Annotated in this window: 10 protein-coding genes; 6 read left to right on the top strand and 4 right to left on the bottom strand. The window is 73.3% G+C overall.

Going from position 1 to position 14,634, the window contains the following annotated elements:
• Positions 1–47: 47 nt before the first annotated feature.
• The gene (locus AC3ERT_RS34050) at positions 48–1,532 is read right to left on the bottom strand and encodes an arabinofuranosidase catalytic domain-containing protein (protein ID WP_435178825.1); all 1,485 of its coding nucleotides are present in this window, start codon (positions 1,530–1,532) and stop codon (positions 48–50) included.
• 298 nt (positions 1,533–1,830) lie between these two features.
• Between AC3ERT_RS34050 and AC3ERT_RS34045 the strand changes: the two genes are divergently transcribed.
• From AC3ERT_RS34045 to AC3ERT_RS34035, 3 genes are all read left to right on the top strand, one after another.
• Entirely contained in the window at positions 1,831–5,019 is a 3,189-nt protein-coding gene (locus AC3ERT_RS34045; protein ID WP_435178823.1) for a glycosyltransferase family 2 protein, read from the top strand.
• A 104-nt stretch (positions 5,020–5,123) separates the two neighbouring features.
• On the top strand, positions 5,124–5,606 hold the full coding sequence (locus AC3ERT_RS34040) for a VOC family protein (RefSeq protein WP_435178821.1): 483 nt from the start codon (positions 5,124–5,126) through the stop codon (positions 5,604–5,606).
• 89 nt (positions 5,607–5,695) lie between these two features.
• Positions 5,696–7,264 (top strand): hypothetical protein, encoded by a 1,569-nt coding sequence (locus tag AC3ERT_RS34035; protein WP_435178819.1) that lies wholly within the window; start codon positions 5,696–5,698, stop codon positions 7,262–7,264.
• A gap of 203 nt (positions 7,265–7,467) precedes the next feature.
• Here the strand turns inward: AC3ERT_RS34035 and AC3ERT_RS34030 are convergent, their stop codons facing one another.
• On the bottom strand, positions 7,468–7,866 hold the full coding sequence (locus AC3ERT_RS34030; RefSeq protein ID WP_435178817.1) for a Scr1 family TA system antitoxin-like transcriptional regulator: 399 nt from the start codon (positions 7,864–7,866) through the stop codon (positions 7,468–7,470).
• Positions 7,867–7,898: 32 nt separating this feature from the next.
• On the opposite strand from AC3ERT_RS34030, the gene AC3ERT_RS34025 reads away from it, so the two are divergent.
• From AC3ERT_RS34025 to AC3ERT_RS34015, 3 genes are read left to right on the top strand one after another with little or no spacing between them, the layout of a single operon-like run.
• On the top strand, positions 7,899–8,168 hold the full coding sequence (locus AC3ERT_RS34025; protein WP_435178815.1) for a hypothetical protein: 270 nt from the start codon (positions 7,899–7,901) through the stop codon (positions 8,166–8,168).
• Positions 8,161–8,784 (top strand): DUF6879 family protein, encoded by a 624-nt coding sequence (locus tag AC3ERT_RS34020; protein WP_435178813.1) that lies wholly within the window; start codon positions 8,161–8,163, stop codon positions 8,782–8,784. Before AC3ERT_RS34025 ends, AC3ERT_RS34020 begins: the two co-directional genes overlap by 8 nt.
• A 20-nt stretch (positions 8,785–8,804) precedes the next feature.
• Positions 8,805–11,228 (top strand): ATP-binding protein, encoded by a 2,424-nt coding sequence (locus AC3ERT_RS34015; RefSeq protein ID WP_435178811.1) that lies wholly within the window; start codon positions 8,805–8,807, stop codon positions 11,226–11,228.
• 186 nt (positions 11,229–11,414) lie between these two features.
• Here the strand turns inward: AC3ERT_RS34015 and AC3ERT_RS34010 are convergent, their stop codons facing one another.
• Both AC3ERT_RS34010 and AC3ERT_RS34005 read right to left on the bottom strand, forming a co-directional pair.
• Positions 11,415–12,641, bottom strand: coding sequence for an MATE family efflux transporter (locus AC3ERT_RS34010; RefSeq protein ID WP_335982923.1), 1,227 nt, complete (start codon positions 12,639–12,641; stop codon positions 11,415–11,417).
• Between the two features lie 248 nt (positions 12,642–12,889).
• Positions 12,890–14,560, bottom strand: coding sequence for a CpsD/CapB family tyrosine-protein kinase (locus tag AC3ERT_RS34005; RefSeq protein WP_435178809.1), 1,671 nt, complete (start codon positions 14,558–14,560; stop codon positions 12,890–12,892).
• Positions 14,561–14,634: the final 74 nt, after the last annotated feature.

Below are 14,634 nucleotides of genomic sequence, written 5' to 3'. Positions count from 1 at the left end.
ACACCCCCACCCCCCCCCCCCCCCCCCCCCCCCCGGCCCGGACCGGGTCAGTTCAGGTGGAACTTCTGCGCGTTCGCGCCGTTGCAGTCCCAGATCTGGAGCCGGGTGCCGTTGGCGGTGGCGCCGCTGGGCGAGTCCAGGCAGCGGCCGGACTGCGGGTTGAGCAGCGACCCGTCGGACTGCTGCACCCAGACCTGGCCGCCGACGCCGTTGCAGTCCCACAGCTGCACCTTGGTGCCGTCGGCGGTGCCGTTCCCGGCGATGTCCAGGCAACGGCCCAGCGTCTCCAGGGAGTTGTCGGGGTTGTGCACCCAGTGCTGGTCGACCGCGTAGGACTGGCAGTCCCACAGCTGGACGGCCGCGTGGTCGACACCGACGTCGTCGCCGGCCACGTCGACGCACTTGCTGCCGGGACCGGTGATGGTGGCGCCCTGGTTGCCGGCGGGGTCGCCGGTGTAGCCGGCCGCCACGATGTCGGCCTGGACGGCGTTGTCGGCGGCGTCGGTGGCGAAGCCGGAGGTCATCACGCCCTCGAAGAAGGAGCCGACGGCGCGGTTGCTGTTGTCGCCGCCGGTGCCCAGGACGATGGAGCCCTCCTGCTGCATCGGGGTGTAGCCGCCGCTGGGCAGCGCGCCGTGCCACCAGGTGGACAGGGCCCCTGACTGGGAGTTGCCGCCTTTGAGGGCGAACGTGGTCTGGCCGTCGTTCTTCAGCAGCGCGGTGACGAACGGACTGCTGTTGCCGAGGTTGGCCGGGTTGTTGCCGCTGCCCTGGTAGAGGCCGTTCTCCAGGTCCGCCGCGACCCACGGGCCGCTGCCGGTGCAGGGCGCGTCATGGCAGCGGTCGCCGATGTAGACCGCGTCCATGTGGCCGTTGCCGGTGTCGTCGACGGTGTGCTCGGCGTTGCCGTAGTCGAAGCAGCAGCCGCCGTTGACGTGGGTGCCGCTGGCCACCATGTACATCGACTCGGCCTGGCCGTTCACGGCGACGCCCGCGGCGTCGGTGTGGCGGTAGCCGGTGCCGGGGGTGACCAGGACGCCGTAGGCGCGGTGGCCGCCGACGGTCACCGGCAGGGCGCTCGCCGGGGCGCCGTGGTCGGCCAGGCCCTGGGTGCCCGCGCCCTCCACGGTGAGGTCGTTGTGCCGCGGCGACTGGTCGTAGATCTTCGTGATCGCGCAGGAGGTGGCCGCGCAGAACGCGTCCTGCGCGGCGGCGTCGGCGTATCCGCCGGTGGTCAGCACCCCGATGTCGCGGGTGGCGCCGTCGGAGGCGCGGGTGACCTGGTAGAGGCTGCCGCCGTAGCCGGAGTACAGCGCGCGCACCGTGCTGTGCGCGGCCACGCAGGGGGTGCCCGCGGCGGCGTAGATGTCGCACGGGCGGGAGCCGGCGGCCTGCGCGGGCACGGGGGAGGCGGCCAGGGCGCCCAGGACGAGGGCGAGGCCGGCGCAACACGCGAGGAGGGCGCGGCGCAGCCGGTACGGCAGGGACGGCCGCGCGGACGTCCGCGCGGCGGGGGGACGCGTTCTGCTCATGCGGTGGACTCCCTTGAGCGGTGGGGGGGTTGGCGGGTTCGGGGGCATGACAGGAGGCGCCGGGGCACGGATGGCGCCGGCCGCGCCCGGGGCGTGCCGCCAGGATGTGGAGTCGCCGATTTTTTCGTCAACACCCCGGAAAAACCGCGCCCCGCATTTCGCACCCCTGTCGCACCCCCGTCACACCGGTTCATCCACAGCCGCCCGGGGGCCCTCCCTCCGCACGGCCCCGCCGGGCCGCGACCAACCTGTAGATAGCATGAGTGTTCAGCTGAAAAGCGCACCCTTGGAGAGCCACGTGTCACTGCGCGTCACCGTCATCGTGCCCACTTACAACACGGGCGCGCTGATCGAGCCGCTCATCGCCGCGCTGAAGGGCCAGACCATGGCGCCCAGTGACTTCGAGGTGCTCTTCGTCGACGACGGCTCGACGGACTCCACCCCCGACCGCCTGGACGAGCTGGCCGCCGCCGACCCGCTCTTCCGCGTGGTGCGGCTGGAGAACACCGGCTGGCCCGGCCACCCGCGCAACGTCGCCGTCGACATGGCGCGGGGCGAGTACGTCCAGTTCGTCGACCACGACGACAGCCTGGGCACCGAGGCACTGGAGCGGATGTACGCCGCGGGGCGCCGCGACGCCGCGGACATCGTGATCGGCAAGGTCACCATCACCCACAAGCTGCGCGGGGCGCCGCAGGCGCTGATGAGCCGCAACCGGGCGGCGGTCACCTATCGGACGGCGCCGCTGCACGACAGCCTCACCGTGCACAAGATGTACCGCACCGAGTTCCTGCGCGAGCAGGGCATCCGCTTCCCGGTGGGCCACTACGTCGGCGAGGACCTGCTGTTCATGGTGCCGGCGGTGTTCCGCGCCGCGTCCGTGTCGATCGTCGGCGACTACCCCTGCTACTACTACCTCGAACGCGAGGACGGCGGGCACGCGACGCCCGACACCCTGGACCCGGACTCCTACTCCGGCAACCTCCGCGAGATCTTCGACGCACTGCTGGCCGAGACCGAGCCCGGCCCGGTCCGCGACACGTGGCTGCGCCGGTTCTGGCGTGCCGACATGGTCAAGTACCTGAGCGAGCCGATCTTCCCCGCCTACCCCCACGGCGACTACCGCGACCGGCTGGTGGCCGCGCTGCGGACCGTGGCGGACACCTACCTGACGCCCGGGGTGTACGACGGGCTCGTGGGCCTGGAGTGCTCCCGCGCCGAACTGGTGCGCGGCGGGCGCACCGCCGACCTGCTCACGCTGGCCCGCCGGGCAGGCACGATGCGCGGCGAGGCGACGCTGACCGGCGCCCGCTTCCACCGGGAGCGGCTGCGCCTGGACTTCGACGCGTCCTTCACCTACGGGCCGGAGCAGACCCCGCTGGTGGTGGAGCGCCGCAACGGCCGCTGGCTGCTGGACCCGCGGCTGACCTCCGGCCTGGACCTGGACCCGGTGGACCTCACCGACCATCTCGCACGCTTCCGGGTGGACGTGCTGCTGCGCCACCGCGGCACCGCCGTGACGTGGATGCTGCCGCGCGACCTGGACATCGTCTGGGAGGAACTGCCGGCCGGGCCCGACGGGGTGGAGCGGCTGCGCCCGGTGATCCGGGCGACGGCGGCGCTCGACCCGCGTACGGCGGCGGGCGGCGGCGCGCCGGAGGCGGGCACGTGGGAGGTCCGGGTCCGGGTGCTGGGCCCCGGGCTCGACCGCACCACGGACCTGGTGGCGACCGCGGGCGGGCCGACGGTGCCGACGGCCGCGGTCGGGGGGATGCGGATCGGCGCCGCGCCCGCCGGGCACGAGGACACCGGCGCCGGGCTCGTCCTGCTGGTGGAGCCGGGCAAGGAGCCCGCCCTGCCGGGCGGCACCCGGGTCAGCGTCGTCGTACGGGCCGGCGACGAAGCCGAACAGGTGGCCGTGAGCCTCGCTTCGGTGGCCGCCCAGGACTGGACGGACGGCACCGTCGAGACCCTCGTCGCCGCCGGCCCCGAGGACGCCGTGCCGGAGCAGCTGCCCGACGGCGTACGGGTGGTGCGCACCGCCGGCGACCCGCGCAACGCCGCGGTGGCCGCGGCCCGCGGCGAGTACCTGTTCTTCCTGCGGGCCGGCGATCAGCTCGCCCCGGAGGCGCTGCGCCGCCTGTACGCCTACGGCTTGGAGCACGACGCCGACGTGGTGGCGGGCAGGCTGGCGGGGGCGAAGGGGCGGCCCGTGCCGAAGGAGCTGTACGCGCGCGACCGGCCGGACGCGCGGTTCTCCCGTGACCCGCTCGCCGACAGCCTGACCGCGGAGAAGCTGTTCGACACCCGCATGGTGCGCCGGTATGACCTGCGCTTCGGCGCGGCGGCCGGCCCGTTCGGCGAGCAGGCGTTCACCGTGCCCGCGCTGCTGCACGCGCGCCGCACCGCCGTGCTCGGGTCGTACACCTGCTGCACGTACGCCCCCGCCCGGCAGGCGGTCGAGCCCGCGCCGGACGCGTACTACGCGGGGCTGCGCGAGGTGATGGCCGCGGCCGACGCCGCCACCTCGCCGGGTGCGGTCCGGGACCGGCTGCACCGGCGGTGGCTGCGGGTGGAGGTGCTGGACCGGATCGGCGGGCCCCGGCTGCTCGACGCGGACGAGGCCGGGCAGGAGGCGCTGCTGGCGGAGGTCCGGCGCACCCTCGACGGCCACGCCTCCGCGACGGCCGCGGAGGGTCTGCCGGCGCACCGGCGGCTCGCGCTGGCACTGCTGCGCGCCGAGCACCGCGCGGAACTCGTCGAACTGCTGCGCTGGGAGAAGGCGTTGGTGTGCCTGCCGACGCTGCGCGAGGTGGCCTGGCGGGAGGACGGCACGCTGGCCGTGGAGTTCGCGGCGACCCTCGCGGCGGACGGGCAGCCGGTGGAACTGCTGACCGGGCAGGAGAGGATCGCGCCGCGCGGGGTCTCGGCGGGGCTGCGCGAGGCGTTCGCGGCACAGGAGTTGGCGGGGGCGGCCACCGCGGAGCGGGCCACCGCGACGCTGGTGCTGCGCGAGCGGGCGACGGGTGCGCAGTACCCGCTGGAGACGCGGTGCACGGTGCGGCGGACGGCCGTGGAGGGTGACGCCGGGAGCGGGACGGGCGGCGCCGGGAGCGGGACCGGCGGCGCCGCGGTCGAGACCGTGACTGTCACCGGGGTCGCGGCCGTGGACGTGGGGCGCGTCACCTCGGGACGGCCGCTCGCGGACGGCGCGTGGGACTTCCACGTGCGGATCACCGCGCTCGGATGGACGAAGTCGGCCCGCCTCGGCGGGCGGCGGCTGCCCGAACTGGTCGCACCCCCGGCGGCACTGCCGCACCCGGAGGGCGAAGGGCGGGTCGTGGCGCCGTACTGGACCAAGCCGCACCAGGACCTGTCATTGCGTGTCGGGCCGCCGCCCCGTCCCGCGCAGGACACGGCCGCCCCGGCGGGCGGGAACCGCGCGCCGCTGGGCGGACTGTTGCGGAGGCTGCGCCGGAAGGGTTGATCGGGGGCGGGGACGATGACTTTTGCGGGCGGGGGGTGTCTTAAACGGTGAAGGGGCGCGGCGGAGGTCGCCGCGCCGGGTCCCGTACGGCAACGGAGGACGCGATGACGAGCGGACGGCTCACGACGTGCTTGTGGTTCGACGGCAGGGCGGAGGAGGCCGCGGACTTCTACCTGTCGGTGTTCGAGGACTCCTCGCGCGGCAGCACACTGCGGCACACCGACGCCAGCCCCGGCGAGGAGGGCACGGTGCTCACGGTGGAGTTCACGCTCAACGGGCAGCGGTTCCTGGGGCTCAACGGCGGGCCGCAGTTCCCCTTCACCGAGGCGGTCTCCTTCCAGATCGACTGCGCCGACCAGACCGAGGTGGACTACTACTGGTCGCGGCTGACCTCGGGCGGTGGGGAGGAGGGGCAGTGCGGCTGGCTCAAGGACCGGTTCGGCGTGTCCTGGCAGGTCGTGCCGAACATCATGCCGACCCTGCTCACCGCCTCCGACCGGGCGAAGGCCGACCGGGCGATGGCGGCGATGATGAAGATGCGCAAGCTGGACATCGCGACGCTCCAGGCGGCGTTCGACGGGGCCTGATCCGGGACGGCGGCGGGCCGGAGTGGGCCGACCGGGCCCCTCGCCCGCGGCCTGCCGCCTAGACTCGCGGCAGGGAGGGGGAGGGGGCCATGGCGGGCGACGTGTCGCAGGTTCCGCAGGGCGTACGGTCCGGCGCGGCATCGCTTCGCGCGGCATCGTTAGGGGCGGAGCCATCACGGGGGGCGCCGCGGGCGGCTTCCGCACCGGCCGCGTCGTCCCGAGCCGCGTCGTCTCGGGCCGTACTGTCGCGGGCGTTGGCCGTACCGCTGGTGGTCGCGCTGGTCGCCCTCCTGCCCGGATACGTCCTGATCCAGCCGGGTCCGGGCCAGCGGGACGCGGGCTTCTGGCTGCAACTGGCCCTGACCTGCTACGCGGGCGCGCGGCTGTGCGCGATGGCGCTGGGCCGGCGGCGGCGCCTGCTCCAGGGCGCGTTCTGGCTCTTCTGCTACGTGGCGATGGGCGTGGCCCCGCTCGCCCAGGAAGTGATCGGGCAGGTGCCGACCCCGGTGGTCGGGCCCCGTTCCGACACGGTGCTGGCGATCTCGCTCACCCTGCTGGGCTGCGTCGCCTACGACGTGGGCGCGTTCGCGGCACGGCTCCAGCCGCCGCGCGACTCCCCCCGGCCGCCCCGCCCCCCGGCACAGGTGGCCCGGCGCCGGCTGTGGCTGCTGGTGCTGCTGGCGTACGCCGGCAGCGCCCTGTGCATCGCCAAGCTCGGCGGCCCCGCGGTGTTCTTCACCAGCCGCCAGGACATCAGCGAGACCGTGCAGGCCAGCGGGCTTACCGGGGCGAGCGGTGAGAGCCATGTCGGCTCGGCGTTCATCCGCGGCTTCGGCACGGTGCCGGCGCTGCTGGCACTGCTGGTCCTGATCCGCTGGATGGCCACCTCCCGGCGGGCCCGGCGCAACCTGCCCGCGCTGGTCGCCCTGTGCGGCCTGGCCGTCATCAACGTCATCGTCAACAACCCTATCTCCAACCCGCGTTACTGGTTCCTGACGGTGGTCTTCGCGATCCTGTTCACCGTCTTCCCGCGCAGCCCGGCGGTGTACCGTACGGCGCTGGTCGGCGGGGTGGTCGCGGCGCTGCTGCTCTTCCCGTTCCTCGACCGCTTCCGCTACGACGCGGGCGGCTACCACCCGGTGCAGTCCACGTCCGTGCTCGACCCGCTGACCATCAAGGACTACGACCAGGTCGGCATGTTCGCCAACACCCTCAGCTACGTGGAGTCCGGCGCCGGGCACACGCACGGACGCCACCTCGCCGCCGACGTCTTCTTCTTCGTGCCGCGCTCGGTCTGGCACGGCAAGCCGTTGGACTCCGGGGTGGTGGTCGGCCGCTGGATGGGCATGACCAACACCAACCTCTCCTCCCCGTTGTGGGCCGAACTCTGGCTGGACTTCGGCCCGTTGGGCATGACCGCGGGATTCCTCCTGATCGGGTACGCGTCCTCCCGCGCCGACCTGCGCTACGCCCGCCGCACCCTGGAGTCCCCCCGCCCGGGCACCCTCGCGGCCGTGGTCACCCCCCTCGCCGCGGGCTACTCCTTCATCCTCCTGCGCGGCCCCCTCCTCCAGGCCGCCGGCCGCATCGGCATCCTCCTGCTGTGCGTGGCGCTGGTCGCGACGACCAGCAGGGACCCGCGGCGGGCGCTGCGCTAGGTCGTGTCTGACAAATAGCGTCGTCCCGCCCGAAGGGCGGGGGCTGACGGGGTCTGGTGCGTGCGATCGCAAGGCGGAGGGAGGAGGGCGCAGCGGGCTGCGCCGACGACCGACAACGCAGCGAGCGTGCGTGCCAGACCCCGTCAGCCAGGCGGGATTTGTCAGACACGGCCTAGCGGCCAACGGAAGGGGGCAGCTGCCGCTCAGGGCTGCACGTCCTCCGGCGACCCGGTGTGCTCGTCCAGCAGGGCGCGCAGGAAGACCAACGACTCCGCCGGGGCCAGCGAGGTGTCGCGCAGCACGTCGTACGCGAGGCGCAGCGGCTCGACCTCCTCCGGGTCCTCGGTGAGATGACCGCTCCAACTGCCCTGCGTGTAGGCCACGGTGCGCCCGTCACGGAAGTACACCAGCTCCAGCGAGCTGCGGATGTGGTGCGGCCCGGCCCCGAACGGCACCACGTGCAGGGCGACGTCCGGCTGCTGGGCCGCCTCGATCAGCCGCTCCAACTGCGCGGTCCACGTCGCGCCTGGGTAAGGGCTGGTACGCCGTGAGGCTGCGGCCCGCGCACCCTTCCGCCTGCAGCGGAGTATTCTCGGGAGCACCGTCAGTCACGTTTCGAGTACTGGAGGCAGCCGTGGCCCGCACGTGGGAAGCCGATCCGTCGGCCACATTCGTCAGGCGCCTCGGCAAGTCGGCGGCAGAACTGGGCCACTCCAAGGACGAAGAGGAGTGCCCGGACATCTGGCAGTTGAGCAACGGCGACATCGCGGTGGTCGGCCGCGATCTCACCTCCCACTACCGGCAGCGTCTTCCGGGCGGGGTGAATCTGGGGCCGGACGAGCGGTTGGTTGTCATCCCGGGCGACATGCTGAGCGCGGCGAAGGCGGACATTCCCGATGCCTGATCTCCTGGCCCCTGGGCTCCCCGACGAGCTGGGTGAGTCGCTCGCACGCGAGGACTACAAGCGGGACTTCCGGGAGCGGAGGGCAGCGATCCGCGACGGGGAGTCCTGGAAACTCGAGCGGTTGCAGCACTTCGAGGAGACGAACGACGAGAGCCGGGAAGCACTCCGCCAGGGCGACTGGCCCGGCGTGCTGCGCTTGTTCGAGGCCGAGCGCGACACGCTGGTGCGAAGGGCCCGGGACGACGCGGCACGGGGTGCGGCCTTCCATCGCATCCGTGTGGTCGAGGAGCCGTTGACGCCGTACGTGCAGTGGGAGCTGAACTGGCTTCGGCTGACCGCGGAGTGCGGCCATTCCGTCCGCGTCCTGCCTGCTGCCGCGGTGGCTGCGGCGGAGGCCGACGCACCGCTGCCGGAGCTCAACCTTCTCGATGGCCGGGTTCTGTACCAGGTGCTGTACACCGATGCGGGCCGACCGGACGGCGCGGTCCGCTTCACCGATCCGGACCTGGTGAGGAACTGGGCGGAGTACCTGGCGGAGCTGTACGGGGCCGCCGAGGACGTCCAGGCGTACTTCGACCGCGCCGTGGCCGACCTGCCGCCGCCGCCCGCGGCCTGACCGGAACAGCACCGATCAGCGTGCCGACAGACGACAGCAGGCACCCCGGAGACTCGCAGAACGACCTCTCCGGGTCATCGCGCGATGTCGTACAGGCCGGGAGTGTCACCGGTGACATCCACTTCCACCGGGTCACCGCCTCGGAACCAACCCGGCCTGTACCACGCCAGTTGCCGGCCGACGTCAACACCTTCGTCAACCGCTCGGCCGAACTGGGCTTCCTGGACGCGGTACTTGCCGACCGACACGGCGGCCATCTCGTCGTCTCGGTCCACGTGGTGGCCGGGACGGCGGGCGCGGGCAAGACATCGCTGGTCCTCCACTGGGCCCACCAGGTCAAGGAATACTTCCCTGACGGCCAACTCTTCGTCGACCTTCGCGGTTACGACCCCGGAGAACCCGTCACCGCTGCCCAGGCACTCCATCGCTTCCTGCGGGCTCTGGGCGTGGCCGCAGCCGAAGTTCCCACGGAGGTGGACGACGCGGCGGGAATGTACCGTTCGCTGCTCGCCGACCGCCGTGTCCTCGTCTTCCTGGACAACGCGGCCACTGTCAGCCAGGTCCGGCCGCTGCTCCCCGGCGGGGGAGGCAGTCTCGTCATCATCACCAGTCGCAGCCGTCTAGCGGGCCTGTCCGTACGCGACGGTGCCCACAGGATCACGCTGGGCACGCTCCCAGAAGCCGAGGCAGTCGCTCTCCTACGCGCGGTCACCCGGGGTTGCCGGCCCGAGGACGACGCAGACGAGCTCGCGGAACTGGCCCATCTGTGCGCCTGTCTGCCGCTCGCCTTGCGTATCGCAGCCGAACGCGCCACCAGCCACCCGCACATGCGGCTCGGCGAACTCATCAGCGACCTGCGTGACGAGTCGGCCCTTTGGGACGCATTGAGCACGGGTATCGATGAGGAGGCCGAAGCCATCCGTTCGGTCTTCACCTGGTCCTACCGCGCGCTACCCGCCCACTCGGCACGCCTCTTCCGGCTGCTCGGTCTGCACCCGACCGGGGAGTTCAGCCTCCCGGCCGCCGCGGCCCTCGGCGAACTTCCCCCCAGCCGAACACGCCAGTTGCTCGACGATCTCGTCGGTGCTCACCTGCTGGAGCAGACCGCCCCGGACCGCTTCCAGTTCCACGACCTCCTGCGGGCGTACGCCACCGATTTGGTCCGGACGGAGGAGCCGGCCGACCAGCGGCAGGCAGCGCGCCAACGCGTCCTTAGCTGGTACCTCCACGCCGCCGACGCCGCGCAGACCTGGCTCTATCCGTCCGAGGACCACCTGCCGCTGCCAGACCCCCTGCCGGGCACCACCCCGCTTGTCTTCGCCGACTACAACGCCGCCGTCGACTGGTCCGAGCGTGAGCACGCCAACTTCCTTCCCGCGGTGAGCGACGCCGCCCGGAACGGTCTGGACCGAACCGCCTGGCAGCTGGCCACACTCCTGTGGTTCGCACGTTCTCCCTCCTCCTCGGAGCGCGACTGGCTGGAACTGGGCCGCATCGGACTCGATGCAGCCGCGCGACAAGACGACCGAACAGCGCAGACCCGGCTGCTCATCAGCACCGGGATCGCACACAGGGCCCTGAACAACTTCTCCGAGGGCCTGGACGCACTTGAACAGGCCGTCGCCTTGGCCCGCAGTCAGGACAGCCGGGTCGAGGAGGCTCGGGCCCTCAACCTCATCGGACTCATCCATCTACGGCGGCGCGAACTCGACCTGGCCGAGGCGCACTTCATGCACGCCATGTCCATCTTCCGCGACCTGGGCGCCACCCAGCGAACCGCCACCGCACTGTCAAATATCGCCAGCACCCGCTTGAGCGCGGGCCGCCTCCGCGAAGCCGCCCCCGTCATCGACGAGGCACTGGTCACGCACCGCGCCCTCGGCAATCGAGGAGGTGAAGGCAACCTCCTGCGGATCGCAGCCGCACTGCGACTCGAAGAGGGCGACGCGGATGCCGCCCGGCGATCCATCGACGAGGCGCTCGACATCGCCCTCGCGCTTCGCGACCACAGCCGCGAAGGCTTCTGGCTCCTCACCCTAGGTGACATCCAACGCAGCACCGCCCAGTACGGCGACGCCCTGACCTCCTACCAGCGCGCCGCCATGCTCCACCGGCGCCTCGGCGACCGCAGCCGCGAAGCCCTCGCCTGGCGCGGCACCGGCCAGACATATGCTGCGATGAACCGCGACAGTGAAGCCGCCGCCTTCCACCGCCAGGCCGCAGCGGTACACCGCGACCTCGGGGACACCTGGCAACTTGCCGTGGAACTCGACCACCTGGCCGCAGCCATCCACCCGAAGAACCCCGAAACGGCCCATGCGCACTGGGCTGAGGCCCTGACCCACCTCGCCCGCTACACCGACGGCCGCGCCGGCTGCGTGCGTTCCCGCGTAGAGGCCGCGTTGGATCGGTCCGGCGATGGGGCGCAGGGCGAGCGGAGGTGATGTCGCCGCGACCGGCGGACGTCCCGGAACCCTGCCGGGTCCCCGCCGGGGTGCGGCGGAGCGATTCGCGGCCCGCCGGACGGCACGGCTCCGGCGTTAGGGGCCCGGGGCGGGACCCGGGTGTCGAGAGGACGGTCTTGCCCTGGAGGTGGCCGCGGGGCGCGCGTTCGCGGGCGGGGTCCGCGTTCAACTCGCGGGCGACGGCGTCGCGTTCACCGCGCGGCGCTCCGCCGCGATCCGCAGCCACAGCGCCACCGCCTTGAGGGCGGAGCCGAGCGCCAGGCCCCAGGCGGCGCCGAGGACGCCGTCGAGGCGGTAGCCGGCCAGCATGAAGAGGACCGACGCCAGGGAGAAGACCACCTGGATCGGCAGGGTCGCCCGGGGGCGCAGCACGCGCAGGGTCAGCAGCGCGGAGGTGCCCAGCGCGATGCACGCGTACTGGCTGCCGGAGGCGGGCAGCAGCGCGGACGACGCCGCCCAGGTGTCCCCGAGCAGCGCCCGCCCGGCGTGCGCGGGCAGCAGCATCAGCACGACCGTCCAGGCGGTGGCGACAGTGGCCAGGACGACGGCGAGCACCGCCGTCACCCGCACCTTGTCGTCGGTGCCGCGCACCCGGTTCAGCAGCGGCGGCCCGAACGCGGTGGCCGAGTTGAACAGCACGTTCATCGGCCCGAACAGGGTCGTCGCACCGCGCAGCGCTCCCACCGCGAGCGGCGCCGCGAACAGCCCGAGGCCCACCACGGCGAGCTGGCTGGTGGCGTTGCCGACGCCGAACTCGACCACGAACCGCTGCCCGAGGTGGCCGCGCCGCAGGTACGCGCGGAGGTCGACGGGCGGCCGGGCCTCGCCGGGCGCGCCCCGCAGCCGGTGCCGCAGCAGCGCCGCGCCGACCAGCAGCGCGGGCACCCCGGACAGCCCCCAGACGGCCACCAGCCGTACCGCGCCCGCGCCCTGCGGCTGGACGGCCAGCGCGGGCACGGCGACCAGCAGCCGCACCACGTCGGCGGCCAGGGCGAGATGGGGCAGCCGCAGCGCCGAGAAGCAGTACCGCATGCCGTCCTGGGTGAGCACCACCGGCAGCACCAGGCCGAGTACGGCCAGCCCGCGCGCGGTGGTGCCGGGCAGGAGCAGCAGCGCGCCGGCCATGCCCCAGCCCAGGACGGCGGACGCGACCGCGGTGAACACCACGGCGGAGCGGCAGGCGGCCCGCACCCGGCGCGAGCCGCGCTCCAGCACCAGTGCCTGGCCGACGTAGGAGACGTTCACGCCGAGCAGCACCGTGAAGACCATGTAGACCATGGAGAAGACGGCGAAGCCGGCCGCCGTGGACAGCCGCGCGGCGACCACCAGCACGATGATGTTGGTGAACGCGGCGACGCCCTGGTCCGCGACGGAACTCGCCACGGCCGCCACCGAGCGCCCCCCGCCGGAGCCGTCGGGGCGGGTGTCGTCGGGGCCGGAGCCGTTGGCGTGCTCGCCGTCGGGGTCGCCGTACGGATCGGTGCCGTCGGCCGACTCGGCGTCCTCGTAAGGAAGTTCGCCGTGCGGGTCACCGCCGTACAGGTCGTCGTACGTCGTGTCGTACGGGCTGCCGTACGATGCGGCGGCCCGCTGCGGGGGTTCGGCCCCGGACGCCGCGGCGTACCGCGGGGCGGGGCCGGTCAAGGGACCGGGTGGTGCTCCGGGGCGGTGGGGGCGTCCTGGGCCGCGCGGTGCGTCCGGCCGGGCGCGGCCGCGGTGGCGGTACGGCGCCCGCCTCCGAGCCGGCGCGGCAGGAACCGGGAGCCGCCAGGCGCGGCCGGGGCGCGGTGCAGTACGGCGCCGAGCACGGCCCCGCCGGCTCCGTCGACCAACTCCCGTACCCGGACCAGGTCTTCGCGGCGCACCTCGGCCGGGTCGCAGACCACGACCACGCCGTCCACCCGGTCGGCCAGCGCGAGCGCGTCGGCGTAGGACAGCAGCGGCGGGGCGAGGACCACCACGACGGTGCCGGGGTCGTCGGCCTCCGCGAAGAGCCGGCCGGCCTGGCCGGAGGTGAGCGCGCGGGCCACGTTGGGCACGCGGCGGCCGGGCACGAGGTCGAAGGAGCCGTATCCCCCGGTGTCCACCGGGAGTTGCAGTCCGGCGGGCCAACCGCCTTCGGCCAGGCTGGCGTTGCGGGCCCAGCTGGGGCGGTGGCCCTCGGCCGAGCGGAGCCGCGCGGACAGCGACGGGGTGCGCAGGTCGGCCTCGACGAGCAGCACCTCCTTGCCCATCTCGGCGAAGGACGCGGAGAGGTTGACCGCGACGGCGGCCGCGGTGTCGCTGCTGCCGCGCGGTTCGACGACGAGCAGGCGGCGGCGTTCGGCGAACCGCCTGTCATGGCTGAGCCGGAAGGCGATCGCCCGGTACTCCTCGGCGAGGCGGCCCGCCATGTGGCCTTCCGCCAGCAGGGGTTGGGGCGCCTGGAGGTCGTGGCGGCCGCGGCCGTGCGGCAGGGTGCCGAGCACCGGCGCGCCCATCGCGCGGGTGACCTCGCCGGCCGAGCGGGGCCGCGGGTCGAAGACCAGCCGCAGCCACGCGGCGAGCAGGCCGAGCGCGAGCCCGACCGCGGCGCCCAGGCCCAGCATCAGGCCCAGGCCAGGGCCGGTCGGCGCGTCGGGCACCGTGCCCGGCTTGATGACCGTGCCCGGGGTGGTGTCCAGCGCCCGCAACCCGCTGATGTCGCCGTTGAGTTCGGTGATCCGGCTGAGCAGGTTGGTCTGGACGGAGACCAGGGTGCCGACGACCTGGCTGTCCTTGGTGGCGTCGATCTGGTCGAGCAGTTCGTTGCGCTGCTTGACCAGCGGGTCCAGCTGGTCCTGGTAGCCCTTGACCATCTTCGCGATGGTGGCCTTCGTCGCCGACTCGCGGCTGCCGAGGTAGGCCGCGGTGAAGGCGTTGACCCACGCGGCGGCGTCCTTGCCGTTCGCGGCGGTGCAGGTGAAGCGCAGTACCAGGGTGTTGGGCGGGTTGGTCACCTGAAGGCAGTGCTGGAGCTTGGTGACCGGCTGCTTCACCGCCTTCGCGGCGGCCTCGGCGACGCTCGTGCTCATCGCGGACTGGCGCTCGGTGCCGATGTCGATGCCCTTGTCCGGGGTCGCGCCGGCGGCGAAGGGGTCCGCGGTCGCCGCCCGCACCATCACCGAACTGCTCGCGGCGTACGTGTCCGTGCCGCCCAGCGCGAGGTAGGCACCGCCGACGACGCCGACCACCAGACCGGCCGCGATCAGCCGCTTGTAGCGGACGATCTGGCGCACCTGGTCCCGTACGAGGTCCACTTCCTCGCCGTCGTCCAGCAGTTCACCGCTCATCGTCGGCCCCGCCTTCCCGAGCGGGCGCCCCGGCGGGCACTTCCGCCGGCTCCCGGCCCGCTAAGTCGGCGCCC

The sequence above is a fragment of the Actinacidiphila sp. bgisy145 genome (genome assembly GCF_057708125.1).
Note: the sequence above shows the minus strand (reverse complement) of the source record. Positions and strands in the feature narration are given on the sequence as shown.

Coding starts and splice junctions, on each gene's coding strand:
- AC3ERT_RS34050 (WP_435178825.1), bottom strand. CDS start 1,532: ATGAGCAGAACGCGTCCCCCCGCCGCGCGGACGTCCGCGCGGCCGTCC.
- AC3ERT_RS34040 (WP_435178821.1), top strand. CDS start 5,124: ATGACGAGCGGACGGCTCACGACGTGCTTGTGGTTCGACGGCAGGGCG.
- AC3ERT_RS34035 (WP_435178819.1), top strand. CDS start 5,696: ATGGCGGGCGACGTGTCGCAGGTTCCGCAGGGCGTACGGTCCGGCGCG.
- AC3ERT_RS34020 (WP_435178813.1), top strand. CDS start 8,161: ATGCCTGATCTCCTGGCCCCTGGGCTCCCCGACGAGCTGGGTGAGTCG.
- AC3ERT_RS34005 (WP_435178809.1), bottom strand. CDS start 14,560: ATGAGCGGTGAACTGCTGGACGACGGCGAGGAAGTGGACCTCGTACGG.